Below are 24,906 nucleotides of genomic sequence, written 5' to 3'. Positions count from 1 at the left end.
GAACGATGAGTGGCAGAAAATTGGCCTTAGCTAAAAGTGCCGGGTTGCGAATACAGGTTCTAAGTTCTCACTATACTAATCAGGACCATTGTTACTGGATATCATAGAATAGTGAGAACGCACTGTCGTTTACCAAAATTGATTACACTAGTCAGTTTGCTTATTTATCGGCATCACGTTTTGCATAACGCTCTTTGATTTCGTCGATGGTTTCTTTTCTAGCTTCTGCTTCTTTGAGTTCAGCATCTTCTGCTTTTGTAACTTTCACATAGTTAACCCAGTAGTAAGGTGAAACGTCTTTACCACTCATCAACTCAACTGCGATATTTGCTGCGGTGTGAGATTGGTTGAAGTGGTCGTTCAATACTGTACCTGTCAACTCGCCTTTACCAAGAAGTTCCATAGCATCTGGAATAGCATCTACACCGACTACTAGGATATCTTTACCAACTGTACGGCCAGCAGCCTTGATAGCTGTTACCGCACCGACAGCCATACCGTCATTGTTAGCAAATACAACTTCCAATTTGTCGCCGAATTGTTCTAAAGCAGCTGCAGTCACTTCTTGACCTTTAGCAGTATCCCAGTTTGCAAGATATGGTTCAGCCAAGGCTTCGCGTTTGATACCTGCGTCGTCAAGAGCTTTAACAGAGTAGGTAGTACGTTGTTGAGCATCTACGTTAGCTGGGTCACCGAAGAGAGTAATATAGGTCACAGTACCGTCACCGTTGATATCCCCTTTAGAATCAGTTGCTGCGATGATTTCGCCTTGATAAGTACCTGATTGAGTTGCATCAGCACCGACATAGGCAGTCTTACCAGGCCAGATTTCCAACTCAGCTACTTCAGGCTCGCGGTTGATGAAGACAACAGGGATATTTGCAGCTTTTGCTGAGTTAATGATGGTACCTGCCGCTGTTGGGTCAACCAAGTTTGCAAGGATAATATCTTTACCTTGAGCGATAAAGTTATTGATTTGCTCTGTCTGGGTAGCCTGGTCTTGCTTACCATCCTGGATATCCAAGTTGTAGGTATTACCAGTTTCTTCGCCTAATTTTTTGAAATATGCGTCCAATTCTTCACGATAGAGTGTCATGAAGTTATCGTTAAATTGATAGATAGCAACGCCGACTTCGAAGGTTTCTCCAGTTCCACCTGAACCTCCGTCAGAATCTGAACCCGATTTTTGAGCTGCCTGGCCACAAGCAACCAAAACCAAACCTACAAAAGCAATTGCTAAAAATTTCAATACTTTTTTCATTCCCTATTCCTTTCTATTTATGAGAAGCACAAACCTGTATTGCAAGCAATTTTTGTAAACGTTTTCTTGTATATCAATATAGTAAAACTTATTGGCTTTTTTGTCAATAGTTTTTTACCATTATCGATATATTTATTTTTTCTGAAAATTTTTAACATAAAGCAAAGCATCCCCGTTTCCGAGGATGCGATAAGGAATGACTAGACTAATTCTTCAAATTGAACTTCTGCTAAGATTTCTGCGAATTGCTCTGGCGCAACTTCTGGGAAATAATTGAGGCAGTTGGCAGTTGCATAGGCAGCAGCCTCCTTGAGGAAGATTTCTGGCTCTTGATTTTGGCTGATCCCCTTGACAAGGAGACCCAGATAGAAATCTCCAGCTGCAATTGGATTTTTAGCCTCTTTCTTAGGGGATTGGATACGGAAAAAGCGTTGACCGATTTTGGCCAGACTTCCCTTGCTGCCCAGGGTCACGATAAGATTTTCGTGAGGAGTCACTTCTTTGAGGATACGCAGTACATCTTCTGGGTCATGTTCATCCAACTCTGGATAGATGTCCTTGAGCTCCTCATTGTTAATTTTAATCAGGGCTGGACGAGCCTCGTAAGCGGCACGAAGGGCTGCACCACTGGTATCCACAATGGTGCGGACCGCAGGGAATTTTTCAATAAACCGCTGGATATAATCATCCGGCATCCCCTTCATCAGACTGCCTGAAAAGACCAAGGTATCACCTGGTTGCAGGCTTTCCTCGATTTGCTTAGTAAATTGATCCAGGAGTTCTGCAGTCAATTCCAGGCCTTTTTCATAGAAGAGAACCACATCCCCTGTCGATGTTTCAACGTAGATATTGCAGGTGCGGGTGTTTTGCCCAGACTGAACCACCTTGAGGGCATTGCCCTTGTCAGCATTGAGTTCCTCGATGTAGCGACCAATCGCTCCACCTAAAATAGTATGGATAACATAGTCCGTCTGGCCGTTTTCCTTGAGGGCATGGGCCACATTGAAACTCTTGCCACCTGGATAATCTCGGACTTCAAAGGGACGTAGGGGAATATTTTTCTCAATAGCCTCAACCAAGAGGGTTCGGTCAAGAGCAGGGTTGGGACAGACAAGATGAATCATAGCAATCTCCTTTTTTGATGTGATGTTCTATGATCATTATAACAGATATGTTGATATATGGTTTAAAAAATTATAAAAAGGAACCAGAAATTTTCTGATTTCCCTATTTGAAATTGGTAACGGTCACACCCAGCAAACGAATGCCCTTTTCTGGCTGGCCGACTTCTTCAAAGATTTGGCGGACTTCCTTCTCAATCCTATCGGCCTGGTCAGTCGCCTCCGAAAAACTATGGCGCTTGGTCAGGGTCGAAAAATCTCCGTAGCGGATTTTGAGGACAATGGTCCGTCCTTTTTTCTGGTGCTTGGTCAGACTAACCGCCACCTTCTGACAGAGCTTACCCAACTCTTGCAGAGCATCCTCTTCACGATAGAGCAACTTGCGGTAGGTCCGCTCCTTACCGATAGACTTGCGGATGCGATTGGTTTTTACGGGTGAATTGGAAATACCTCTGGCCTTGCGGTAGAGATCAAAACCAAAACGACCGAAAGTGTCAATCAAAGTCATCTCCGATACATCTAACAAATCTGCCCCAGTATAGACTCCCATCTGATGCAGTTTTTCGACGGTCTTCTTACCAACTCCGTGAAATTTCTCGACAGGGAGACTGGCCAAAACCGGCACCGCATCCTCCGGCTTAATCAGGGTCAATCCATGCGGCTTTTCCATGTCCGAGGCGATTTTAGCCAGAAATTTATTGTAGGAGACGCCAGCTGATGCCGTCAGGTGTAGCTCCTTCCAGATATCGTACTGGATGAGTTTGGCAATCTTGACAGCCGAAGTGATGCCCAGCTTATTTTCCGTCACATCCAGATAGGCCTCATCGATGGACATGGGCTCGACTAAATCCGTATAGCGGTGGAAAATTTCGCGGACCTGGAGACCAATTTCCTGGTATTTATCATAGTTCCCTGAAATGAAAACCGCCTGGGGACAGCGTTCATAAGCTTCTTTGGAGGACATAGCCGAATGAATTCCAAAGGCACGCGCCTCATAACTACAGGTGGACACCACCCCCCGACCGCCAGACAGTCTCGGATCCGCCCCAATGATAACCGGCTTGCCCTTGAGACTGGGATTGTCCCGCACCTCAATAGCAGCGAAAAAAGCATCCATGTCAATGTGGATAATCTTGCGGGATAGGTCATTGATAAGCGGAAAAACTAACATGATGCTCCTTTCTGGTGAAATCTATTTTCAACCATTATACCCCTTTCCGCACAATATTTCATCACAATCGATTTTTCACAAAGAATTTTATTATAACAACACATAAAATCATATTTCTTACCAAGCACTTACAATCCGTATACTCAGGCATTTTCTGAAATATTCCGAAACAACTTTCACAAACTTTCATTGATTTTTGCCTTGAAGAAAGCGTTTTATAGTGTTATAATAATCACAAGCATATTATTTGCAAAAACTCAAAGGAGAACCCTCATGTCAACAAAAGTAAAAACTAAAAACGTTACTGAAGACATTTTCGCCCAAGCCTGGGAAGGCTTCAAAGGTACCGACTGGCAAGATAAGGCTAGTGTAACTCGTTTCGTACAAGCCAACTACACGCCATATGATGGTGATGAAAGCTTCCTTGCAGGCCCAACTGAGCGTTCACTGCATATTAAAAAAATTATCGAGGAGACAAAAGCAGGCTACGAAGACACTCGTTTCCCTATGGATATCGACCGTGCAACTTCTATTGCTGATATTGGCCCTGGCTTCATCGATAAAGAAAATGAGCTCATCTTTGGTATCCAAAATGATGAACTCTTCAAGCTTAACTTCATGCCAAGAGGCGGTATCCGTATGGCTGAGACTACTCTCATCGAAAACGGCTACACTCCAGATCCACTCTTGCATGAAATTTACACCAAACACGCAACCACTGTAAATGACGGTATCTTCCGTGCCTACACAGCTAACATCCGCCGCGCCCGCCACTCCCACCACGTTTCTGGTCTGCCAGATGCTTATTCTCGTGGTCGTATCATCGGTATGTACGCACGTTTGGCACTTTACGGGGCTGACTACCTCATGGAAGAAAAGGTAGCCGACTGGAATGCTATCACTGAGATTGATGAAGAATCCATCCGTCTCCGCGAAGAAATCAACATGCAGTATCAAGCTCTCCAACAAGTTGTTCGCTTGGGTGACCACTACGGCGTTGACGTCCGTAAACCAGCCATGAACACCAAGGAAGCTATCCAGTGGACCAACATCGCCTTCATGGCAGTATGTCGTGTCATCAACGGTGCTGCAACTTCCCTCGGTCGTGTACCAATCGTTCTTGATATCTATGCAGAACGTGACTTGGCTCGCGGAACATTTACAGAATCAGAAATCCAAGAATTTGTTGACGATTTCGTATTGAAACTTCGTACCGTTAAATTTGCTCGTACAAAATCATTCGACGAAATCTACTCTGGTGACCCTACCTTCTTGACCACTTCTATGGCAGGTATGGGTAATGACGGTCGCCACCGTGTTACCAAGATGGACTACCGTTTCCTCAACACGCTTGACAATATCGGCAACTCGCCAGAACCAAACTTGACCGTTCTCTGGTCTGACAAATTGCCGTATGCCTTCCGTCGCTACTGTATGGCTATGAGCCACAAACACTCTTCTATCCAATACGAAGGTGTAACAACCATGGCCAAAGACGGCTACGGCGAAATGTCTTGTATCTCTTGCTGTGTGTCACCACTTGACCCAGAAAGCGAAGACAAACGCCACAACATCCAGTACTTCGGTGCTCGTGTCAACGTTTTGAAAGGTCTTCTTTCAAGCTGGAACGCTGGTTACGATGATGTCCACAAAGAATACAAGGTATTTGACGGTGTTGAGCCAAACCAAGAAGAAATCTTCACCTACGACCGTGTCATCAAAGACTTTGAAACTGCCCTTGACTGGTTGACAGATACCTATGTGGATGCCATGAACATCATCCACTTCATGACCGACAAGTACAACTACGAAGCAGTTCAAATGGCCTTCTTGCCAACTCACCTTCGTGCAAACATGGGCTTCGGTATCTGTGGATTTGCTAATACAGTCGACTCCTTGTCAGCTATCAAGCACGCGCAGGTTAAACCAATCCGTGACGAAGATGGCTTTATCTATGACTATGAAGTAATCGGTGACTTCCCACGCTACGGTGAGGATGATGACCGTGTAGATGATATTGCGAAATGGCTCATGGAAGCATTCTATACTCGTCTTGCAAGCAAGAAACTCTATAAGAATGCGGAAGCTGCCGTGTCTATCTTGACTATCACTTCAAACGTTGCCTACTCTAAACAAACTGGTAACTCACCAGTTCACCGTGGGGTATTCCTCAACGAAGATGGCTCAGTCAACACTTCTAAAGTAGAATTCTTCCCACCAGGTGCCAACCCAACTTCTAAAGCTCGTGGTGGTTGGTTGCAAAACTTGAACACCCTTTCTAAATTGGACTTCAACCATGCCAACGACGGTATCTCATTGACCACTCAAGTTTCTCCAAAAGCGCTTGGTAAGACCTTCGATGAGCAAGTAACAAACTTGGTGACAATCCTTGACGGTTACTTCGAACAAGGGGGTCAGCACGTTAACTTGAACGTTATGGACTTGAACGACGTTTATGAGAAAATCATGGCTGGTGAGGACGTTATCGTTCGTATCTCTGGATACTGCGTAAACACTAAATACCTCACTAAAGAGCAAAAAATGGAATTGACCCAACGTGTCTTCCACGAAGTTCTCTCAATGGACGACCACGCAGCTGAAGTTTCAGGTGTGAATGCTTAATCAAAACAAACTGAAAAGGACTTGCAATGCAGGTCCTTTTTGCTGTATAAGAATTTTTCTTCTGAAGAAACAACGGGCTCCCTTGATAATTATTCGTTTCCGTCACCGCATCATTAAGAAGATACTACCGAGCCATAGGCACTCCTTATTCTTTCTAGCAACTATTCCACATGATTGAGAGATAGGATAGATAGGTAGATAAATACATATCTAATATCTCATTCAAATAAGGGGCAAACAAATCTTCCATTGCTGACAAACTTCCTTTGGCATGAAAGTCATCAAAGGCCTTGCAGTAAACTAGTCAATCCGAGAATTTTATATCAATCGGAGGGTAGCCAGCCTTCATCAGCTCCAGGTTAACCAAAAGCCTACCCGTCCGACCATTCTCATCAATAAAGGGATGGATACTTTCAAAGGCGATGTGAAAACGAGCCATCTTGGTCACGATGTCTTCCTGACTTTGAGCATAGTCCGCCAGCCATTGCTCCATAAAAGGCTGGGCAGGTTTATTTGTAGCTCCCATGATACGTACCGGCACTTTTCGATAGACGCCCCTACCGTCTTTTTTATCCGATAATACCAGATAGTGAATATCCTTCACGACTTGCTCAGTCAAGGGAGCACCCTCTGCCACCAGGGTCTGCACATACTCAAAAGCTTCCCTGTGACCAATGGCCTCAAGGTGATCTTTCACAGGTTTCTGGTCAATGGTCAAACCGCGCAAGACCATATCTGTCTCACGGAGGGTCGGAAGGAGAGGCGATAAACGGAAGGATAGGGAGAGGATTTTCGGAAGGATATGGATAACTTAACAACTTTGATAGAATAACAGATCGTCAAAATCAGACTGAAATCGGTAGAATAGTAATTCTAAAAATCAATCACATTCAGCAACCAAATTCTCTTCAGCTACTGAAATTGGCTATACCGTTCTTTCTTCAAATTTTGAATGGAGAGCATTGCTACAAAGCTAATCAGGTAAAGACTAGATAGGAAGACCATGACAGTGGCTGGGCTGGAAGCATCCAGAATCATACCGATAATGACAGAGGAGAAGCCTCCTACTGCCCGACCGACGTTTAAGATAACGTTATTGGCTGTAGAGCGGATGTGATGTGGATAAAGTCGGGTAATCATAGCACCATAGCCTGCGAACATCCCATTTACAAAGAAACCAACAATCATACCACCCAGAATCATAGTCACTTGGGAATTAGCAAACTGGAAGAGATAGACACAGACGACCGAGGCAAGGAGAAAGGCACTGTAGACTGGCCGAGGACCAAATTTATCCAGGATATGGCCGAAAACCAGCATACCGATACACATGCCAAGAATGGTAGTGACCATCCACAAAGAAGAATCTTTGACACTAATATTTAGACTGGTTTGAATAATGGTCGGCAACCAATTCATCATACCGAAGTAGCCTGCGATTTGCACCGTTGTCATAACCATCAATGCCAGTGTCTGGGCTGTCAAAGCAGGCGTTTTGAACAATTGACTAACATGAGCAACTTCCGTATCTTCCTTGTCCTGGCCTGGAGAATGGTCTAAGATGGCATCATCTTTTATAGCCACTTGCATCCATAAGACCAGAAGGAGAGGCAAGAGTCCAAAAAGGAAGAGCCCCTTCCAGCCTAAACTTGGAGCCAACCAGCCTGCCAAGAGAGCCGAACTGATAGAACCAATCTGGCCCGCTATACCATTGAGGGAAGAAATTCGTCCCATCTTTTCCTTGGGGACAATACCCGCCATAATAGCAATAGCGACACCATACTCACCACCGACCCCGATGCCGGCAATAAAACGCATGAGGTAAAGGTAAGGCAGGCTATTGGTAAAGTAGATGAGTCCCGTGGCAACTGCAAAGATGACAATGGTCCACTTGAAAACCTTAAATTTATTGTAGCGGTCAGCAAGGACACCGAATACTAGTCCACCCAGTAGCATACCCAGATTGGTGATGGTCGCAATCCAGCCGGCCTGGGCTCCAGAAATGCCCAGCTCTGCTATGATATTAGCCATAGAAAATGACAGGAACATGACATTTAAATCGTCTGTTCCAGAAGCCACAATGGCCGCCGCTAAGGCACGCTGATTATTTTTATCGAGTTTCAAACCCAACATAGATAATTCTCCTTTTTAATGGTGGCTCACAGACCACCTTTATTAAAAATTGAGAAAAGCTCAAACAAAAACAGGAACTACCGTCCCTGCTCTTAAAAGTGCATTAAAATAATGTGGAAAAATACCTTTCCATCTCTCATTGATTCACTTTTATGCCTCACAGGACACAGTTAAAGCTATTAACAATTTTTACCAGTCTACTAAAAAAGAGAAGAACTGTCAACTAAATTTATGCAGTACTTCTAAAAGTAAGTCCCCAACTTCTCAAACGTCTTATCATTCCGGATGGTCAATTGCTTGTAAAAGTGAGAACCAGCTAATTTTTTATGATAGGCCGTGCCGTGGTAGCCTGCCTCAGAAGTCACCGCCCAATAAATAGCCCGATCCGTCAAATGAACAATCTCATCGCCTAGATCTAGCTTAGTCAGATAGGTTTTCAATTTTCCTAAATCAAGTTTCTCTGTAAAGAAGAGAACATTCTTTCGGAAATAATCTTCCTGCCACCAAGCTGGTAATTGGGCTAGCTCCGCCCCGTAATCTTCTTCGCTCAGAAGAGCAAAGGTCTCAACAAAAGGATAATTCGCCGCAAAAAACTGGTCAAAGTCCGCCACGATATCCGCTCTGCTATGGGCCGACGAGAAAAACAAATTCCCAGAATTGATATAGGTCTCAACATCTGTGTAGCCCAAATCAACCACCTGCTGGCGGAGCTCCGCCATGACGATTTTATTGCGACCGCCGACATTGATGCCCCGCAGTAACAAGACATATCTCACGATACTTCCTCCTCCAAAACCTGTTTTATCAATTTCATGACCTGATTGCGGTCCAACTTCCACTGAGCCCGCTCGTCCTTATCGTAGGTCCGATTAGACAGGAAAATAGCCGCCAGCTGTAAAGGACGATTGTACATGATAAAGGTGCCTGTATAGCCTGTGTGAGACAACCAGTTCCCCTTCTTATCCCAGGCTAGCGAACGGCTACGATTGGCATCAAAGCCATAATCTTGGGTCAATTGACCTGCAAAATCCGCCGTCAAATACTGGTCCAAAAAGATTTCTAAATCCCTGACCGTTGAAAAGAGGCCCGCACTCCCCGCATGGAGCCCCAAGACACGCGCCTTAGGATCGTGCACCACACCTGCCTTGACGCCCTTAAGGGTTGGCACTGCCTCGCTAACTGGTCCGTAGCTGGTTTGGGACATGCCAAAGGGCTCTAGGATACGGCGTTTAATGAGCTGGTCCAGACTGTCCCCCAGCATTTCCTCCAGCAAAAAGCCCAAGAGCAGAAAATTGATATCAGTATAGAAAAAGTCCTTCTTCTCCGTCACCCTAATCTTCAAAATCGCTTCTTTTAATTGGTCTGCATCCAGACTATCCCGATTGGGAATGAAAGGATCGATACCGCTAGTATGGGTCAATAATTGCCGGATGGTCACTTGACTATTCTGAAAAGCAGGATAGTAAGACTGCAAGGTTCTATCTAGCTCCAAAGCTCCGCTATTGACCAAAAAAGTCGCAAGAGTGCCAACTCCCACCACCTTGGAAACAGAAGCCAAATCATAGGTCAAACCCGCCTCAACTGGCGTCTGACCATCCTGAGTACCCAGATAATACTCCTGCCACTGACCCTTAGAAAAAAGAGCCAGACTGGCACCAGGATAGACTCCTTGCCCAATCTGCTCTGAAATCTTGTCTAAAATTGCTTGTCTCATTTTTCAAACCACAATTCAATACCGCTTGGGTCTGTTGTTTGGATAAAAGTCGCTTTCTTGTCTTTGAAAAATGGAACGTCCAGCTTGCTCTCCAAATCAGACCAATCATAATCACTCTCTACCGCAAAACGGAGGCTGTCCAAGTCCCAGATCTCTTCTGCTGGTGTCAGTAAATCTTCACCCTCTGCCCCAACAAAACGCAAAAAGTCCTGGTTGGGCAAGATAGTCTCATAAAAATCCTGGCTAACTACTGGATGAGGGCTGTTAATCCAAACAGACTCCACCTCAAAATGACTTAAACCAGCGAAATCAGCATCCCCCTTAAAAGGAACTGGTGGCAGAATAGCTGTTAAATCATCGATGCTTGCCTCACTGTGGAGCAAAAAAGTATCTCCCTCAGGCGATACTGCCTCAAAACCATAGCCATTATGCCCCTTGTAGAGCTTGCTGTAAACCGTTCCATTAGCCAACAGAGCCTCAATTTCGTGAACCTTCTCGACCTTGATAATGATTTTATTGAGCTTCTTCAGTCCATGAACAGCCCGGCTACGATTGCCTGGCGATTCCTGCAAAACCAGCCTAATCTCGCTGTCTTGATGACCAGCAAATTCCGCAAATGGGCCGTCTTCCAGCTTGGTTTTCATCCCCAAATTATCTTCTAGGAAGGCTTGATTAACACTTCTATTATTGACCCGCAGCACAGGTACTACGGCTTGATTTTCCCTTAACACAATCATTTCCCTCCTAATATCATTCCTAGATATTATATAGAATTTTACTTAATTTTACAAATGATTTCCTGTAGATTTCGACATTTTTCCTTACAGAATTTCTAACTATTCTTAGACAAATTTGCCCCTTTTCCGCTATAATGGAAGGTAGATAATTTCAGAAAATAAGGAGCTCCTATGCGTTTTAATCAATTTTCATACATCCCACAAAATCGGGAAACCATTGTAAACGAACTCCATTCTATCGGCTTTGCGGTCGATAGTCAAGCAGAAATAAAAGAAATCCTGGAAATCTTCGTAAGAACCTGTCATTTTCTGACAACCAACACAGACTTTGCCCTGTCCAATATGATTGCAGACTGGGAGACAGACCTCTTGACCTTCTTTCAGTCGGACCGCCAAGTCACTGCGGAAGTTTTCTACCAAGTAGCCTTTCAATTGCTGGGCTTTGTGCCAAACTTTGACTATACTGATGTTGCGGCTTTTGCCGAGAAAACCAATTTCCCAATTGTCTTTGGCGACATCATTGAAAATCTCTATCAGCTACTCAATACGCGTACCAAGTCAGGCAATACCTTGATTGACCAGCTGGTCAGTGACGACCTGATTCCTGAGGACAATCGCTACCACTTCTTCAACGGAAAATCCTTGGCGACCTTTTCAACTAAAAATCTCATTCGTGAGGTGGTCTATGTCGAAACACCTGTCGATACGGCTGGGACTGGCCAGACTGATATTGTCAAAGTTTCCATCCTCCGTCCGTACTTTGACGGGAAAATCCCTGCGGTTATTACCAACAGCCCTTATCATCAAGGAGTCAATGAAGTTGCCAGCGACAAGGCCCTGCACAAGATGGAAGGGGAGTTGGCGGAAAAACCAGCTGGCACCATTGAGGTCAAGCAGACCAGCATCACTAAGCTAGACTTGGACCAGCGGGACCTGCCTGTCAGCCCTGCCACCGAAAAACTGGGCCACATCACTTCTTACTCCCTCAATGATTACTTCCTTGCTCGTGGTTTCGCCAGCCTCCATGTGTCTGGAGTTGGAACTCTAGGATCGACTGGCTACATGACGTCTGGTGACTACCAGCAGGTTGAGGGCTACAAAGCGGTGATTGACTGGCTGAACGGTCGCACCAAGGCCTACACAGACCACACCCGCTCGCTAGAGGTCAAGGCTGATTGGGCCAATGGTAAGGTAGCGACGACGGGACTGTCTTATCTAGGGACCATGTCCAATGCCCTTGCGACAACAGGTGTTGACGGACTTGAGGCAGTTATCGCCGAGGCAGGGATTTCGTCTTGGTATGATTACTACCGTGAAAATGGTTTGGTGACCAACCCCGGTGGTTATCCGGGAGAAGACTTGGACAGCCTGACTGCTCTGACCTACTCCAAGAGTTTGCAGGCAGGTGACTTCCTGCGCAACAAGGCTGACTACGAGAAGAGATCGGCTGCTGAGCGCTCTGCCCTTGACCGTCAGACAGGCGATTACAACCAGTATTGGCAGGACCGCAATTATTTACTCAATGCCGACAAGGTCAAGTGTGAGGTCGTCTTTACCCACGGCTCGCAGGATTGGAATGTCAAGCCTATTCATGTCTGGAATATGTTCCACGCTCTGCCAGCCCACATTAACAAGCACCTCTTTTTCCACAATGGTGCCCACGTTTACATCAATAATTGGCAATCCATTGATTTCCGTGAAAGCATGAACGCCCTGCTCAGCCAAAAACTGCTGGGCTACGACAATGCCTACCAACTTCCGACCGTCGTTTGGCAGGAAAATACTGGCGAGCAAAGCTGGACCACACTGGAAACCTTTGGCGGAGACCAGCAAATCAGCTTGGGTCTGGGACAGGCTGAGGCAGCTATTCAAAACAACTATGATGAGGAAACCTTTGCTAAATACGGCAAATCCTATCCAAGTTTCCACCAAGACTTGTTTGCGGACAAGGCCAATCAGATTACGGTGGACATTGAACTGGACCAAGATGTCCAGCTCAACGGTAGAGCCTGCTTAGAACTCCGTGTCAAATCCAATCTAGCCAAAGGGCTCTTGTCTGCCCAGTTATTGGACTTTGGACCAGCAAAACGCCTGGCACCAATCCCAGTACCGCTGGCTCGCCTCAGCTTAGACAACGGTCGCTACCACGCTCAGGAAAATTTGACCGAATTGCCATTCAAAGAAAGCCCACAACGAGTCATCACCAAAGGCTATCTTAACCTGCAAAATCGCTGTGACTTGATGACCGTTGAGTCCGTCACACCAGATGAGTGGATGAACCTGACCTGGGAACTCCAGCCAACCATTTACAAGCTGAAAAAAGGCGATAAACTCCGCCTGGTCCTCTATACGACCGACTTTGAAATCACCGTGCGCGACAACACAGACTATCGCATCACAGTGGACTTGGCACAGTCCAAGCTACATTTACCGCATGCATAAACCAGAAAACGAGCTGCACCTGCAACTCGTTTTTTTTACTGCCTATTTTTCTAAAGGATGAATAATCACACCTTGCACCACTCGATTCACCGTTCCGGTTGGCGACGGAGTGTCTGGCAAGTTCTTGCACTTGATGGCTGCCATGATAGACACCGTTTGGGCAAAGACCACGTATGGGAAGGTCAAGAAGACGTCTGGTAGCTCTGCTCCGCCTTCTGCGAGGACGAAATTTGGTGCCTCAGTGCCTTCCAATTTCGATGCAGAAAGGGCAACAATTCGCTCTGCTATTGCATCCCCATGCACCTCATTCAAGAGGTCCACATCGTACTGACGTGTATAAGCATCATTTGAGACAAATTGGAAAATCAAGGTCTTGTCGTTGATAAAGGATTTTGGTCCATGACGGAAACCGAGCGGAGACTCGTACATGGTCGCAATCTTACCAGCGGTCAATTCCAAAATCTTCAGCTGAGCCTCGTGGGCAACCCCGTAGAAACCGCCTGCTCCCAGGTAAATCACGCGCTCAAAATCCAGATCAATAATCTCTTGGATGAAGTCCTCACGGTCCAAGACATCCTGGCCAAGGCGAGCAATGGTGTCGACCCATGCAGCTTTTTCTTCTTGGCTAGCTGACGAGAAGACAAGCAGGGCCGTCAAGGACATACAGCTGTAAGAACCTGTCATGGCAAAGCCCTTATCGTTGGAGCCGGCTGGTTGCAAGAGCAAGAGATTGTCTGCATCTCCCTCTGCCGCTTGAGCCAATTTCCCTTCAGGTGCACAGGTAATGGTTACTTGGTAAAGGGTGTCAACCAGTGTCTTGGCAATTTCCACCGCTGCCACACTCTCTGGAGAATTTCCAGAACGGGCAAAGGATACCAGGATAGTCGGTACATCAGCCTGAAGATAATCATGCGGACGACCAACCAATTCTACCGTACCAATGGCTGAGAAGCGAATGCGTTTCAAGTCATTGACATTATTGAGGTAGTTGGCGATGCTCTGACCAACGAAGTCAGATGTCCCTGCCCCTGTCAAAATGACATGGACAAAATCATGTTTCTCCTTGATGTCAGCCACAAAGCGCTCTATGACTTCAAGCTTATCGAGATAGAGCTGGTAGGCCTCACGCCAGAGTCCAGGCTGTTGAAAAATCTCACCCGCTGTAATATGGGCACCCAACTTTTCAAGTTCTTCTTTTGCTAAACGGAACATAGGTCCTCCTCGTTTCATCTGGTTATAACCAGTTTTTCTTTTATTATAAGCGATTTTTTCCACAAAGTCAACTTAAAGTAGGTTAATATTTTAATTTTCTCTAACTTTTTTCCTACTCAATTCGGCGCTTTTCATGCTATAATACTTCCAGAATACTTTTGGAGGAAAGACACTATGATGAATATGCAACAAATGATGAAACAGGCCCAGAAATTGCAAAAGCAAATGGAGAAAAGCCAGGCTGAACTGGCTGCAACCCAGTTTACAGGCACTTCTGCACAAGACTTGGTCACCGCAACTTTGACAGGCGACAAGAAATTGGTTGCCATCGACTTCAAACCTGAAGTTGTTGACGCTGACGACATCGAAACCTTGCAGGATATGACCATTCAGGCGGTTAATGCAGCGCTGGAACAAATTGATGAGGCAACCAAGAAGAAACTCGGTGCCTTCGCAGGGAAATTGCCATTTTAGAAAGGAGCACTCCCGTGTCCAACCTAGAACTCCTCCCTCTTACAGAGCAAGCACTCCGAACTATTTGGAAAATAGGATTCTCTGACGAAAAACCCTACTGGAAAGAGTTCGCAGCCCCCTATTTCGATGACTATCAGGCTTATAAAGACTTCACCAATTTCCAAGAATCACCGCGCTATCCTTGGTTCCAAACAGAAGAAGTTCGAGGCATCTTGGTAGATGGAAAGCCAATCGGAATGGTTAGTTATTATTGGGAAAATCAAGCCACACGCTGGCTAGAAGTTGGTATCGAAATCTATAATGAGGACCAATGGGGAAAAGGATTCGCAACCCTAGCCCTCCAGAAATGGATTCGTCAGATTTTCACAAGCATGCCAGAACTGGAACACATCGGACTGACCACCTGGTCTGGTAATCCTGGCATGATGCGGGTAGCTGAAAAGATTGGCATGCGAAAAGAAGGACAGATTCGCAAGGTTCGCTACTGGCAGGGATACTACTATGACTCTGTCAAATACGGCATTCTCAGAGAAGAATGGCACAACTCCTAGGCTAGTATGAAGCTCTCAAAACTTGCTTTCGATGGGAATTCCTTCCCATTTCACATTAAAAACGTGGGTTCCATCCGAACTCACGTTTTTTACAATCCATATAACAAAGACTCGACCTGCAAGAGGAACAAATCTGCATAGCGAGTGGTTGACCGCAGACTGTCTTCAACCCTCTGCAAGCTCTCAAGCTGGTCGGTGATAATCCCATCCACCTGAAGCATAGCCATTCGTGTCATTTCGTCCTCATCATTGGGCGTCCAGACATAGACCGACTTGCCGCGTAACCAAGACTTCATCATGAAATTTTGGTCCAGAGAAGTATATTCCATGGTGTAGCCATCCGCTACTGTCTGAGGATAGATACTGTTAAAGGGCAAAATCAGATAGGTTTTTAGCTGGGGCAGAACCTTCTCGATTTCTACAATGATCTGATAATCTAGCGAATGAAACTGATGCCCCTTGGCCAAGAGGCGTTTCCCATATTTTTTGACAAAATTCTTAGCTAAATCAGGACTATCTTGCTTGGTCTCCTTGATTTCGACCAGGAGTTTCTGACCCAATTGGTCTGCCTTATCCAGATAGGCATCGAAGGACGGAACTGGTGCAGACTGACCATTTTCCGAGGCGGTCATGGAGGTCAACTCCTGCAAGCTATAATCGTGCGTACCTCCGGTATTTCCCGTCAAGGCCAACAAATTCGTATCATGCATGACGACAAACTGACCGTCCTTGGTCTCCTGAATGTCCATCTCCACAAAATCCGGCCTGAGCTGGGCAGTTAACTCCAGAGATTCAAGGGTATTTTGGACACCATTTTCATCATCCACACCTCGGTGAGAAATGGTCACTGGCAGGCTTTCAAAGGGATAATAAAGGCTGAGAGCCCCGTCCAAACCAAAGAGTAAGGCAGAGCTTACCACAATCAGCAAACGGAGGCGGTGACGCAGGCGCTTTCGTCGGTAGCTTGGTAAATGCTGACCAGTCAAGAGAGTCACAAACTTGGTCATAAACATGGCAATAGCCCCATAGTAGGTCAGCCTGAAGAGGATGAAGCTCAGCAAGGCCAGGGGATAGGCCAGGGAAGGCAGAGTCTTGTCCACCAAAAGCTGGAACAGATAGAGGGTGAGCCCAACACCAAGTATAACCAGACCAGGCAAGGTCATTGTCCACAAGAGGCGGGCGTAGGCTACCAACTGCTGCCACCCCCGGGTTTGATTCCAGGAGTGGGCTACTGATTCCTTGACCCCTCGGTGTTCAAAATAAATCTTAGGTATAGCATACATGAGCCTAGCAGATAACCAAGAAAAGACCAACAAACTTAGAGCAATCACTAAGGCTACAAGATTGTTCTTTTCAAGATAATCCAACACAAATTGAGGAATGACTAGCTTATTAAAATAATAAATATTCAAAATCCTACGCAAAAAGGGCAATAACACCGTTGCATAGCATAGGAGAAAGCTAATTTTAGGGAGACTGGTATGGCTGATAATCCTCACCATATCCCGTCCAACATCCTTAATATAATCTCTCAAATGCTTGACCCGATTGTCCAACAACTGCCTAACCCCAGTAAAGATGAGGGCAATTTCCAGATAGGCAACCAAGATATTTAGAATGACCAGCAGAGCAAAAAGAACAGTAACAAAAAGATTGCTAGATAGGACTTGGAGGACATTTGTTGGAGATAGGTAGGCATGGCCTGTCAGCGACAGAAGAAATTCTGCCAACCAGGAATTGAGCGGAATCCATACAAACTCCATAACAATAAAGGAGACAAAAAACAAGAGCAGGATTTTATCCAGATTATAATAAACCTTTTGAAATTCACGACGTATTCTATCCATAGACCTAGTGTCCCATAATTCAAGGAATTTTTCAAGCCAAGTTAGGTGAGAAGGCGACAAGATAAAAAGCTGGATACAAAATCTTTTCGAATAAAAGTATAGAGATAAATAACTAGTTGGCGCTGTTCCTGAGATAAATAGATTTGCCTATTGCTAAACAACTGAAATATTTGATCCTTACTCTTTAATAATGAGTCTGGGACACTATAGTATTCCTCATTAAAATCTATAGAGTCTAATGACTGCTCTTTTAATAACTGATTGACAATTTCGATACTGGCTTGAAGTGTGCCTTTGTCGATTCCCGTCTGAATACTTAATTCATATAGGTTCATTTGACTAGTAGCAAATAATTCCATGAGGATTGCAAGTGTACGATTATCAATCATAAGTTCCTCCTTAACAACATTGTAAACCCTTTCAAAAATAATTTCTACCCAATTTGAGCCCAATTTACTTCTCTTGAAATCAAATTCAGACTGGGCTCAAGAACGACTAGTAAACATAATGCCAGCTAAATTTAGCAGATAATAAAGATTAAAAGAGTTTGGAAAACGCCAAACTCTTCTATAATACTAATTCTTATCATATTGATTGATACAGGTCATACGCCTATATCACCCAAACACCTTCTGCAAGACTTCGCCAATGGTTGTCACACCGATAACCGTGATTTCCTTTGGTACCTTGATTCCTGTCAGGGAATTTTTAGGGGCATAGACCTTAGTAAAGCCTAGTTTGGCGGCTTCGTTAATCCGTTGTTCAATCCGATTGACGCGGCGGATTTCCCCTGTCAGACCGATTTCGCCTATAAAGCACTCTTGTGGGTTGGTAGGCTTGTCCTTGTAGCTGGAGGCAAGGGCAACTGCGACCGCCAGGTCAATCGCTGGCTCATCCAGTTTGACTCCACCTGCTGACTTGAGATAGGCATCTTGGTTTTGGAGGAGCAGGCCTGCCCGTTTTTCCAAAACTGCCATAATCAAGCTGGCACGGTTGAAATCCAAGCCTGTCGTGGTCCGCTTGGCATTGCCAAACATGGTCGGCGTCACCAGAGCCTGCACTTCCGCAAGAATGGGGCGAGTGCCCTCCATTGTCACGACAATAGCAGAGCCTGTCGCTCCGTCCAGACGCTCTTCCAGAAAGACCTCACTTGGATTGAGAACTTCGACCAAGCCCTGCGACTGCATTTCAAAAATGCCGATTTCGTTGGTAGAGCCAAAGCGGTTTTTGACCGCCCGCAAGATACGGAAGGTGTGCTGCCGCTCGCCCTCAAAATAAAGAACGGTATCTACCATATGCTCCAAGGTCCGAGGTCCAGCCAGAGTACCTTCCTTGGTCATGTGGCCGACGATAAAGGTTGCGATATTGTTGGTCTTGGCAATCTGCATGAGTTCATTTGTCACTTCACGGACCTGACTGACAGAGCCTTGCACGCTGGAGATGTCAGGGCTCATAATGGTCTGGATAGAGTCGATAATCAGGAAATCTGGCTTGATTTTCTCAATCTCGGTCCGAATGCTCTGCATATTGGTCTCCGCATAGAGATAGAACTCGCTGTCGATGTCGCCCAAACGCTCGGCACGGAGCTTAATCTGCTGGGCCGATTCTTCACCAGAGACATAAAGAACAGTGCCGATGGTCGACAGCTGGGTCGAAACCTGCAAGAGCAGGGTGGACTTGCCAATCCCCGGATCGCCACCGATCAAGACCAGACTGCCCGGCACTACACCACCCCCGAGAACGCGGTTGAATTCCTCCATATTGGTCTTGGTGCGAGCGACTTGAATAGACGAAACTTCATTGAGCTTCATAGGTCGGGTCTTCTCACCAGTCAGGCTGACGCGGGCATTTTTGACCTCCGCCACTTCGACTTCTTCAACAAAGCTAGACCAAGAACCACAGTTAGGACAGCGCCCCAGGTACTTGGGCGAATGATACTCGCAGTTCTGACAAATGAAGGTTGTTTTTTTCTTAGCTATGGTAATCTCCTCCTATTTCCCCGTACTCCCAAATCCACCTGTCCGCACACCGTCGGCCTGGTCGCCATCTGCTAGTAGGAAGGGGGCAAAAACGGCTTGCACAATGCGTTCGCCAGCTTCCACCACAACGGTTTCTTCTGTGATGTTTCGCATCTGGGCAAAGATATGACCTTCATTGGCTGGATTGCCATAATAATCACCGTCAATAACCCCAACCGAGTTAATCAAAACCAGCCCCTTTTTGCGAGGGTTGGACGAACGGTCGTAGAGATAGAGAACCTCGTTGGCCTGCATGTAGGCCTTGACACCCGTTGGCACCAGCTTAATCTCGCCTGGCTCCAAGCTAACCATCTCCGCAGCTTTCAAGTCGTAACCTGCTGCGTGGGCTGTCTCTCGTTTTGGCAATAAATTTTCATCAGTAAACTGGCTGACCAGTTCGAATCCACGGATTTTCATAAGAACTCCTTACATCATTTTCTTCTTTTTATTCATTGTATTCATTCGCATTTTTCGTCACAAATGCAAAAAGTGTTGTTAAGGGAAAGGCATACTCGTCATCAAAGCGAGCCGCACGTAGCCACAAGTCTTGGTCAACCTTACGAAGATAGACACTGCGAGGGAAGGTGAATTCTTCCAACTGAGGCGACAGCAGGCAAATGGCTCCGTCTGGTGATTTTCCTTGGGAGAGTATAGCATCTTGACTAACTTCCTGTTCCAACAAGGCCAACCGAAGATAAACTCCCAGATGAGCTGGTGGTAATTGAAAACCCATCTCCACGGCTCTCTCCTCTATCTGAGGAGCAGTTGCTTCCCTATCAAATCCCATGTCAGCTAGGCTGACAATCTCAACCAAGCACTCTTGCTGCTCCTCCACCACTTGATATGTCGAGTGAGCTAGGTAGGTCTTGAAATAGTCATTCACTAAAACACCCTTGTCATCTAAGTAGGCATGGATTTCTTCTTTTTTCAGGGGAAATAATTCAACTCGAACGCTCAGTCTTTTCATAGGTCTATTATACACTAATTCATCAAAGCCTGCGATTTTCAACAAAAAACACCTGACAAACAGGTGCTACTACTATAAACTAGCTCAAGCAATTCAATCCTTTTCCGAGCCAAAAATCTCCCAATACTCCTCGACTTCTTTCTCCAAATGTTCAACCAGCTCCAGCAAGTCTGCAGCTCGGAGAATGGCAAGCCCCTTGTCCACCATCCCTCTATCCTGCTGAAAGATACCCATACGGACATTAGCCATGCCTACATAATCAATCCGCATACTTTCCTGAGCCATGGCATAAACTCTCTCCATTACTGAAACACAAAGTTGATACTCCCCATTTTTCAGTAAAACGGTTGATAGGTTGTAGAGAAAAGCAAACTGGCTAACCTGTACATCTCTGAAGTCCTTATACTTGTCCAAGGAAAGCAAGATTTTATCTACAAAGCCTTTCAAATGAGATACAGGAATAATCGGAAGCACCAACCCCAACTTACGAAAGTCAGCTAAATACCAAGTGTCTGACTTCTCCAATTCCTTCCAGAGTGCTTGACCCAACTGTCTGGTTCGCTCCCCATCTCCTGTTTGATAGATAGAGAGAGCTAACTGTATCTGTTGTTCTATCCGCTGAACCCGTATATCTTCTTGCTTCTTCAAATACTGATTTACTTGGTACAAAAAATCTTGACAGTTTGATTCAGAAAAAAATTGTCCTCTCAGATTTTCAAAGCGATGGATGATAGTAGAACGTTCCGAAGGCTGATAGGCATGGCAGATATAGTCAAACTCTGCAAAGGTCATATCCAACTGACGAAGAATATGGGAAAAGTGAGCAATGGTCGGGTATTCTTTGTTGTTTTCAATTTTTGATAGGGTTGTCCGTGACAGGGCATCTCCACAAACTTCCTGCTGGCTAAGCCCTTTGGACTTACGAATTTCTTTTAAGACTGTCCCAAAATCCCATTTCATACAAGACCTCCAAAAATATATGTGAGAAATGTTTACGTTTTCATCAATCGCATTTATTATATGATACCATAATAGTAAAGAAAAACAAAAATAATAATAGGAGGTACTCTTATGAAAACTTGGAAAAATTATCTTTTGCTTTTAACTTACTCAGCCATCCTACTAGCCCCTCAACTTTTAGGGGATGGATGGGTTATCATTTGGCCAGTTATCAATAAATAAGCTATTACCATCTCACCACTCTGGAAAGGAGGAAAATGACTGGAAACCATATGTTGGGTGGAGGGGATGGGAAAGCTAATCTTAAAAATAAAAATACACTTAGAAAGGAAAATTATCATGAAAAAGTTTGCTAAATTGGGTTTTGCCTTGGGAATTGCTTGTAGTTTAATGGTATCCACAGTCGCCTTTGCAGATTTTGTCGATGGTGGTGAATGGCATTATGGAGTTGGATGGACAGGAACCTACGGGTATTCCAACTACCATCATCCAACGCGTTCTCATACCGCTACTGTTAAAAATGGGCAACATGAAAACCGTCAACGCCAAGGCGCAGGTATTTGGGCAAAAGCATCTATTACTAAAATCCCACCAACTGGCATGGAATATTTCTATGGTTTTTGATATGCACTGAAATTAGTTTTCCACAGACCATGAAATTAAGAGAAAAACGATTACCATATTCAAAAATGTTTGATAGTAGGGTAATCGGGAACAACTATTGCTCCTCAATTGATGAATGACTGATAGTCAATTTCAAAGAGATAATTATTTTCCAACCAGCTCTATTGGTGTGCTGGTTGGAAAACGTTTATAAGGAGGTGTTCAGATGAAAAGGCTAAACCATTTCTGTATGATTCTACTTCTGTGTTGTGTCAGTTTTATCGTTGTAAATCTACACTATACTAAGGAAATCAATCGCATACGTGAATTAGGAACGACTGACTATTCATTTCAATTTTATTTACGCGATAGTGCCGTTCCTTCACAGGATTTACTGCATTTTTTTGAAAAAATTGCTGATAAATACGACGTTTCAATTGTCAAAACAGATAGCAACACCGAGGTAATAAAAGCAGGTGTTTTTTCTCATGAGACATTTCCTTATAAAGATTTTGGAATCCAGCAACTTACTTTTAATGAAGACGGAAGTGGATCTTATACAAATATACAATCTTCCGACAAACTAGGGCATATCCCAACATTTTTGCAGGCCAAGACGATACGGCTCATCACTTTAAAAAACTATTTTCAAGATACATCCCATACACTAAATGGTCAGTATACCGTCACATCAACAAAATCAATAAACGATACTGAAATAGTACAGGAATTAAGTCATTTTTTCAATATTGATTCTTCTACACTATTGACTCCAACCTTTGAAACAGCAGTAGAATTAATAAACAGAGACCTGCTACTAGTAGCACTCATCTGCTGTATCGCATTTTTACTCCTTTCATTAACTTCTGTTTACCAACCAATTTTAGATATCAAACATATCGGCGTTGAAAAAATACTTGGATACACTAACTTAGAGATTTTCTATCGCTATGTAAAACAAAATATACTAATTATGGGAATCGGTAGCATCATTCTAAATAGTTTACCGTTTTTGTTTTTTGACTACATACCTCAAGGTTTTACAGCTATGATGCTGTTAGCGCATTTTATCCTCCTTCAAGTCTATCTACTCATCAACATTTTAGTCATCACAATTATCCAACGCATCAATGCCGCATCTATCATAAAAGGATTTGTTTCCTTCAAAACAGGGTTCTATATCAATAATTTCTTCAAATGCTGTCTCACACTTCTTATCACTATATTGATGATTGGTGTCGGAAACAGCATTTATGAGGAACACCAAGAATTGAACTATCAAGAACAATGGGAAAAACAGGGAGATTTCCTAACACTCGAAACCGTAAAATCAGGAAATCAACTCTGGCAAGATAGCCTGTCTGGTTCTGACAAAGCTCATCAATATTATTACTCCTTATATAAGAATTTGACAGAAAATCTTCCAACCTATTATATTCGTTCTAGTATCATAAACCCTAGTAATTTCTCACATCTCAAAGAATTTGAACATTCAACATTGGCTAATGACATCCCTGTTCTATATGCCAACAAATCCTATCTCGAGAGCATAGGATTTCCGATTCCACATACAAGTAAACAGATGACTATTTTCTTTCCAGCATCAATGAAAAAGAATGAAGAGTCTGACGAAAATCTAGCAAAATTGATTGGTTTGCTGTTACTGAAATATGAAGAACAAGTGACAAAAACAGTCGGCGAGGTAGATGTTGAATACATTTATTATGACGACGACTGGACATTCTTCCCATACAACGAAACCTTATCCAACAATTTTACTAATCCAATGATTAGTTTAGTCAATGACAACGACATGTCGTGGGAGGATAGAGCGCATCTATCCAATACTGGACTAAGTAGCCCAATTAAAATTGCAAACACCCCTCAACATCAACAAAAAATTGAACAAATTCTTCAGAAATTACCTGATGATAGCTATTTCAAGTTCTCATCAATAAAATCTATTCAGCAAGGGCGTGTAGATAGTTTCCGAGACGCTAGTCGTAACTTCGTCACCCTGTTTGCGATTATCTGCTTACTGAGCATTGTTGTTTCCTATTTTATTGTAAAAAGTATGTTTCTTTGGAGAAAATCTCATATCATCACTATGAAATTTTTAGGATGGTCACTTTTTGACCGCTACAAACCTATTCTAATCGGACTAACTCTACTATATTTGCTACCTCTTCCAGTTATTTTGGTAGCTGGTAAGTCACTATTTCCTCTTGCACTTTTTTTACTATTTGCCATTGCTGATGGAGGTATTTTCCTATTTACATCACTGCGCATGGAGCAAAAAAATCTTGTACAATACTTGAAAGGAGAGAACTTATGATTCATTTAGAACATATCTTTAAAAAGATTGGTCAAAAACATATCCTACATGATTTTTCCCTCAACATTGAACAAGGTGAACTAGTCGCAATTGTTGGAAAAAGTGGTAGCGGAAAAACAACATTACTAAACATCATTGGCTTGCTTGACGGTGAATACGAAGGAAATTACCTCCTATTTGGTCATTCAAACGTACCTGTAAACACTAGGGTATCTCAAAAAATAATTCGGGAACAAATTTCCTATCTATTCCAAAATTTTGCTCTAATTGAGAACGAAAGCGTCGAGTATAATCTCCTAATGGCATTAAAATATACCAGATTATCAAAAAAGGAAAAGGAAGAGTCTATAAAAAATATACTAGAAAAAATCGGACTAGCAAACACGCTAAAACAAAAAATTTCAGAGCTGTCTGGAGGAGAACAGCAACGAATCGCTATCGCTCGTGCTCTACTCAAGCCAAGCAATCTTATCTTAGCAGATGAGCCAACGGGATCATTAGATCAGGAAAATAGGGACTTAATCCTGCAATTTCTCATAGAAATGAATGCTAGTGGAAAAACAGTGATTATCGTCACACACGATCCATATATTGCCGATAAGTGTCAGCGGATTATTCATTTATGATTTAGATAATTTCTACACACTTGGCAAATGGGCTTTCACTATCAAAATCAATGTTCTTGAATGAATACCAATTTTACCTGACACAAGGCTTGCAAGAAATAAATACGCACAT

Annotated in this window: 21 protein-coding genes and 1 pseudogene; 7 read left to right on the top strand and 15 right to left on the bottom strand. The window is 44.0% G+C overall.

The features are described from left to right. Nucleotides 1-160 precede the first annotated feature (160 nt). From ACVC7T_RS02895 to dinB, 3 genes are all read right to left on the bottom strand, one after another. Entirely contained in the window at nucleotides 161-1,261 is a 1,101-nt protein-coding gene (locus tag ACVC7T_RS02895) for a galactose ABC transporter substrate-binding protein (protein ID WP_105110626.1), read from the bottom strand. 200 nt (nucleotides 1,262-1,461) lie between these two features. Then, nucleotides 1,462-2,385, bottom strand: a complete 924-nt coding sequence (locus ACVC7T_RS02890) for a 1-phosphofructokinase family hexose kinase (protein WP_125266510.1) — start codon at nucleotides 2,383-2,385, stop codon at nucleotides 1,462-1,464. A 103-nt stretch (nucleotides 2,386-2,488) separates the two neighbouring features. Then, a complete protein-coding gene (gene dinB / locus ACVC7T_RS02885) occupies nucleotides 2,489-3,553 on the bottom strand; it encodes a DNA polymerase IV (protein WP_105160114.1) in 1,065 nt (354 codons plus the stop codon). A gap of 273 nt (nucleotides 3,554-3,826) precedes the next feature. Between dinB and pflB the strand changes: the two genes are divergently transcribed. Next, nucleotides 3,827-6,175 (top strand): formate C-acetyltransferase, encoded by a 2,349-nt coding sequence (pflB, locus tag ACVC7T_RS02880; protein WP_105110623.1) that lies wholly within the window; start codon nucleotides 3,827-3,829, stop codon nucleotides 6,173-6,175. Nucleotides 6,176-6,329: 154 nt separating this feature from the next. On the opposite strand, the pseudogene ACVC7T_RS02875 reads toward pflB, so the two are convergent. The 5 genes and pseudogenes from ACVC7T_RS02875 to ACVC7T_RS02855 all read right to left on the bottom strand — a co-directional run. Next, a pseudogene (locus ACVC7T_RS02875) lies at nucleotides 6,330-6,926 on the bottom strand (Fic family protein); the annotation flags it as partial. Nucleotides 6,927-7,087: 161 nt separating this feature from the next. Continuing rightward, nucleotides 7,088-8,308: an MFS transporter gene (locus ACVC7T_RS02870; protein WP_105160752.1), complete on the bottom strand. Its 1,221-nt coding sequence runs from the start codon at nucleotides 8,306-8,308 to the stop codon at nucleotides 7,088-7,090. A gap of 242 nt (nucleotides 8,309-8,550) precedes the next feature. After that, nucleotides 8,551-9,087 (bottom strand): DUF1697 domain-containing protein, encoded by a 537-nt coding sequence (locus ACVC7T_RS02865; protein WP_447262454.1) that lies wholly within the window; start codon nucleotides 9,085-9,087, stop codon nucleotides 8,551-8,553. Next, a complete protein-coding gene (locus tag ACVC7T_RS02860; RefSeq protein ID WP_447262439.1) occupies nucleotides 9,081-10,022 on the bottom strand; it encodes a serine hydrolase domain-containing protein in 942 nt (313 codons plus the stop codon). Before ACVC7T_RS02860 ends, ACVC7T_RS02865 begins: the two co-directional genes overlap by 7 nt. Next, nucleotides 10,019-10,759, bottom strand: coding sequence for a CppA family protein (locus ACVC7T_RS02855; RefSeq protein WP_238143437.1), 741 nt, complete (start codon nucleotides 10,757-10,759; stop codon nucleotides 10,019-10,021). The genes ACVC7T_RS02860 and ACVC7T_RS02855 overlap by 4 nt, the downstream gene beginning before the upstream one ends. 171 nt (nucleotides 10,760-10,930) lie before the next feature. Here ACVC7T_RS02855 and ACVC7T_RS02850 point away from each other — a divergent pair, with 171 nt between their 5' ends. Then, a complete protein-coding gene (locus ACVC7T_RS02850) occupies nucleotides 10,931-13,201 on the top strand; it encodes a Xaa-Pro dipeptidyl-peptidase (RefSeq protein ID WP_447262438.1) in 2,271 nt (756 codons plus the stop codon). Between the two features lie 42 nt (nucleotides 13,202-13,243). Here ACVC7T_RS02850 and ACVC7T_RS02845 read toward each other — a convergent pair whose 3' ends face one another. Then, the gene (locus tag ACVC7T_RS02845; RefSeq protein ID WP_447262437.1) at nucleotides 13,244-14,413 is read right to left on the bottom strand and encodes an SIS domain-containing protein; all 1,170 of its coding nucleotides are present in this window, start codon (nucleotides 14,411-14,413) and stop codon (nucleotides 13,244-13,246) included. A gap of 174 nt (nucleotides 14,414-14,587) precedes the next feature. On the opposite strand from ACVC7T_RS02845, the gene ACVC7T_RS02840 reads away from it, so the two are divergent. Beyond that, nucleotides 14,588-14,887, top strand: coding sequence for a YbaB/EbfC family nucleoid-associated protein (locus tag ACVC7T_RS02840; RefSeq protein WP_105110617.1), 300 nt, complete (start codon nucleotides 14,588-14,590; stop codon nucleotides 14,885-14,887). Nucleotides 14,888-14,901: 14 nt separating this feature from the next. Beyond that, on the top strand, nucleotides 14,902-15,438 hold the full coding sequence (locus ACVC7T_RS02835) for a GNAT family N-acetyltransferase (RefSeq protein ID WP_447262436.1): 537 nt from the start codon (nucleotides 14,902-14,904) through the stop codon (nucleotides 15,436-15,438). Between the two features lie 89 nt (nucleotides 15,439-15,527). On the opposite strand, the gene ACVC7T_RS02830 is transcribed toward ACVC7T_RS02835, so the two are convergent. From ACVC7T_RS02830 to ACVC7T_RS02805, 6 genes are all read right to left on the bottom strand, one after another. Then, nucleotides 15,528-17,285 (bottom strand): glycerophosphoryl diester phosphodiesterase membrane domain-containing protein, encoded by a 1,758-nt coding sequence (locus ACVC7T_RS02830; protein WP_447262435.1) that lies wholly within the window; start codon nucleotides 17,283-17,285, stop codon nucleotides 15,528-15,530. 41 nt (nucleotides 17,286-17,326) lie between these two features. Then, nucleotides 17,327-17,674, bottom strand: coding sequence for a hypothetical protein (locus tag ACVC7T_RS02825; RefSeq protein WP_172063943.1), 348 nt, complete (start codon nucleotides 17,672-17,674; stop codon nucleotides 17,327-17,329). Between the two features lie 228 nt (nucleotides 17,675-17,902). After that, the gene (gene radA, locus ACVC7T_RS02820; RefSeq protein ID WP_172059839.1) at nucleotides 17,903-19,270 is read right to left on the bottom strand and encodes a DNA repair protein RadA; all 1,368 of its coding nucleotides are present in this window, start codon (nucleotides 19,268-19,270) and stop codon (nucleotides 17,903-17,905) included. A 6-nt stretch (nucleotides 19,271-19,276) separates the two neighbouring features. After that, the gene (locus ACVC7T_RS02815) at nucleotides 19,277-19,720 is read right to left on the bottom strand and encodes a dUTP diphosphatase (RefSeq protein WP_447262434.1); all 444 of its coding nucleotides are present in this window, start codon (nucleotides 19,718-19,720) and stop codon (nucleotides 19,277-19,279) included. Nucleotides 19,721-19,748: 28 nt separating this feature from the next. Then, nucleotides 19,749-20,270, bottom strand: a complete 522-nt coding sequence (locus tag ACVC7T_RS02810; RefSeq protein WP_447262433.1) for a hypothetical protein — start codon at nucleotides 20,268-20,270, stop codon at nucleotides 19,749-19,751. Between the two features lie 93 nt (nucleotides 20,271-20,363). Next, the gene (locus tag ACVC7T_RS02805; RefSeq protein WP_394733936.1) at nucleotides 20,364-21,230 is read right to left on the bottom strand and encodes a helix-turn-helix domain-containing protein; all 867 of its coding nucleotides are present in this window, start codon (nucleotides 21,228-21,230) and stop codon (nucleotides 20,364-20,366) included. Between the two features lie 339 nt (nucleotides 21,231-21,569). Here ACVC7T_RS02805 and ACVC7T_RS02800 point away from each other — a divergent pair, with 339 nt between their 5' ends. The 3 genes from ACVC7T_RS02800 (at nucleotide 21,570) to ACVC7T_RS02790 (ending at nucleotide 24,794) form a co-directional block, all read left to right on the top strand. After that, nucleotides 21,570-21,854, top strand: a complete 285-nt coding sequence (locus ACVC7T_RS02800; protein ID WP_024384175.1) for a lactococcin 972 family bacteriocin — start codon at nucleotides 21,570-21,572, stop codon at nucleotides 21,852-21,854. A 205-nt stretch (nucleotides 21,855-22,059) separates the two neighbouring features. Further along, on the top strand, nucleotides 22,060-24,168 hold the full coding sequence (locus ACVC7T_RS02795; RefSeq protein ID WP_394733935.1) for an amino acid ABC transporter permease: 2,109 nt from the start codon (nucleotides 22,060-22,062) through the stop codon (nucleotides 24,166-24,168). Next, entirely contained in the window at nucleotides 24,165-24,794 is a 630-nt protein-coding gene (locus ACVC7T_RS02790) for an ABC transporter ATP-binding protein (protein WP_394733934.1), read from the top strand. The genes ACVC7T_RS02795 and ACVC7T_RS02790 overlap by 4 nt, the downstream gene beginning before the upstream one ends. Nucleotides 24,795-24,906 lie beyond the last annotated feature (112 nt).

The sequence above is a fragment of the Streptococcus sp. P25B114 genome, assembly GCF_053010325.1.
The sequence above is the reverse complement of the archived record's forward strand: the minus strand, read 5'-3'. Positions and strand labels throughout refer to the sequence as shown.

Excerpts from the sequence above, each read along its gene's own strand:
- ACVC7T_RS02895 (WP_105110626.1), bottom strand. The coding sequence starts at position 1,261 with ATGAAAAAAGTATTGAAATTTTTAGCAATTGCTTTTGTAGGTTTGGTT.
- ACVC7T_RS02890 (WP_125266510.1), bottom strand. The coding sequence starts at position 2,385 with ATGATTCATCTTGTCTGTCCCAACCCTGCTCTTGACCGAACCCTCTTG.
- dinB (WP_105160114.1), bottom strand. The coding sequence starts at position 3,553 with ATGTTAGTTTTTCCGCTTATCAATGACCTATCCCGCAAGATTATCCAC.
- pflB (WP_105110623.1), top strand. The coding sequence starts at position 3,827 with ATGTCAACAAAAGTAAAAACTAAAAACGTTACTGAAGACATTTTCGCC.
- ACVC7T_RS02870 (WP_105160752.1), bottom strand. The coding sequence starts at position 8,308 with ATGTTGGGTTTGAAACTCGATAAAAATAATCAGCGTGCCTTAGCGGCG.
- ACVC7T_RS02860 (WP_447262439.1), bottom strand. The coding sequence starts at position 10,022 with ATGAGACAAGCAATTTTAGACAAGATTTCAGAGCAGATTGGGCAAGGA.
- ACVC7T_RS02855 (WP_238143437.1), bottom strand. The coding sequence starts at position 10,759 with ATGATTGTGTTAAGGGAAAATCAAGCCGTAGTACCTGTGCTGCGGGTC.
- ACVC7T_RS02850 (WP_447262438.1), top strand. The coding sequence starts at position 10,931 with ATGCGTTTTAATCAATTTTCATACATCCCACAAAATCGGGAAACCATT.
- ACVC7T_RS02845 (WP_447262437.1), bottom strand. The coding sequence starts at position 14,413 with ATGTTCCGTTTAGCAAAAGAAGAACTTGAAAAGTTGGGTGCCCATATT.
- ACVC7T_RS02840 (WP_105110617.1), top strand. The coding sequence starts at position 14,588 with ATGATGAATATGCAACAAATGATGAAACAGGCCCAGAAATTGCAAAAG.
- ACVC7T_RS02830 (WP_447262435.1), bottom strand. The coding sequence starts at position 17,285 with ATGGATAGAATACGTCGTGAATTTCAAAAGGTTTATTATAATCTGGAT.
- ACVC7T_RS02825 (WP_172063943.1), bottom strand. The coding sequence starts at position 17,674 with ATGATTGATAATCGTACACTTGCAATCCTCATGGAATTATTTGCTACT.
- ACVC7T_RS02815 (WP_447262434.1), bottom strand. The coding sequence starts at position 19,720 with ATGAAAATCCGTGGATTCGAACTGGTCAGCCAGTTTACTGATGAAAAT.
- ACVC7T_RS02810 (WP_447262433.1), bottom strand. The coding sequence starts at position 20,270 with ATGAAAAGACTGAGCGTTCGAGTTGAATTATTTCCCCTGAAAAAAGAA.
- ACVC7T_RS02805 (WP_394733936.1), bottom strand. The coding sequence starts at position 21,230 with ATGAAATGGGATTTTGGGACAGTCTTAAAAGAAATTCGTAAGTCCAAA.
- ACVC7T_RS02800 (WP_024384175.1), top strand. The coding sequence starts at position 21,570 with ATGAAAAAGTTTGCTAAATTGGGTTTTGCCTTGGGAATTGCTTGTAGT.
- ACVC7T_RS02795 (WP_394733935.1), top strand. The coding sequence starts at position 22,060 with ATGAAAAGGCTAAACCATTTCTGTATGATTCTACTTCTGTGTTGTGTC.
- ACVC7T_RS02790 (WP_394733934.1), top strand. The coding sequence starts at position 24,165 with ATGATTCATTTAGAACATATCTTTAAAAAGATTGGTCAAAAACATATC.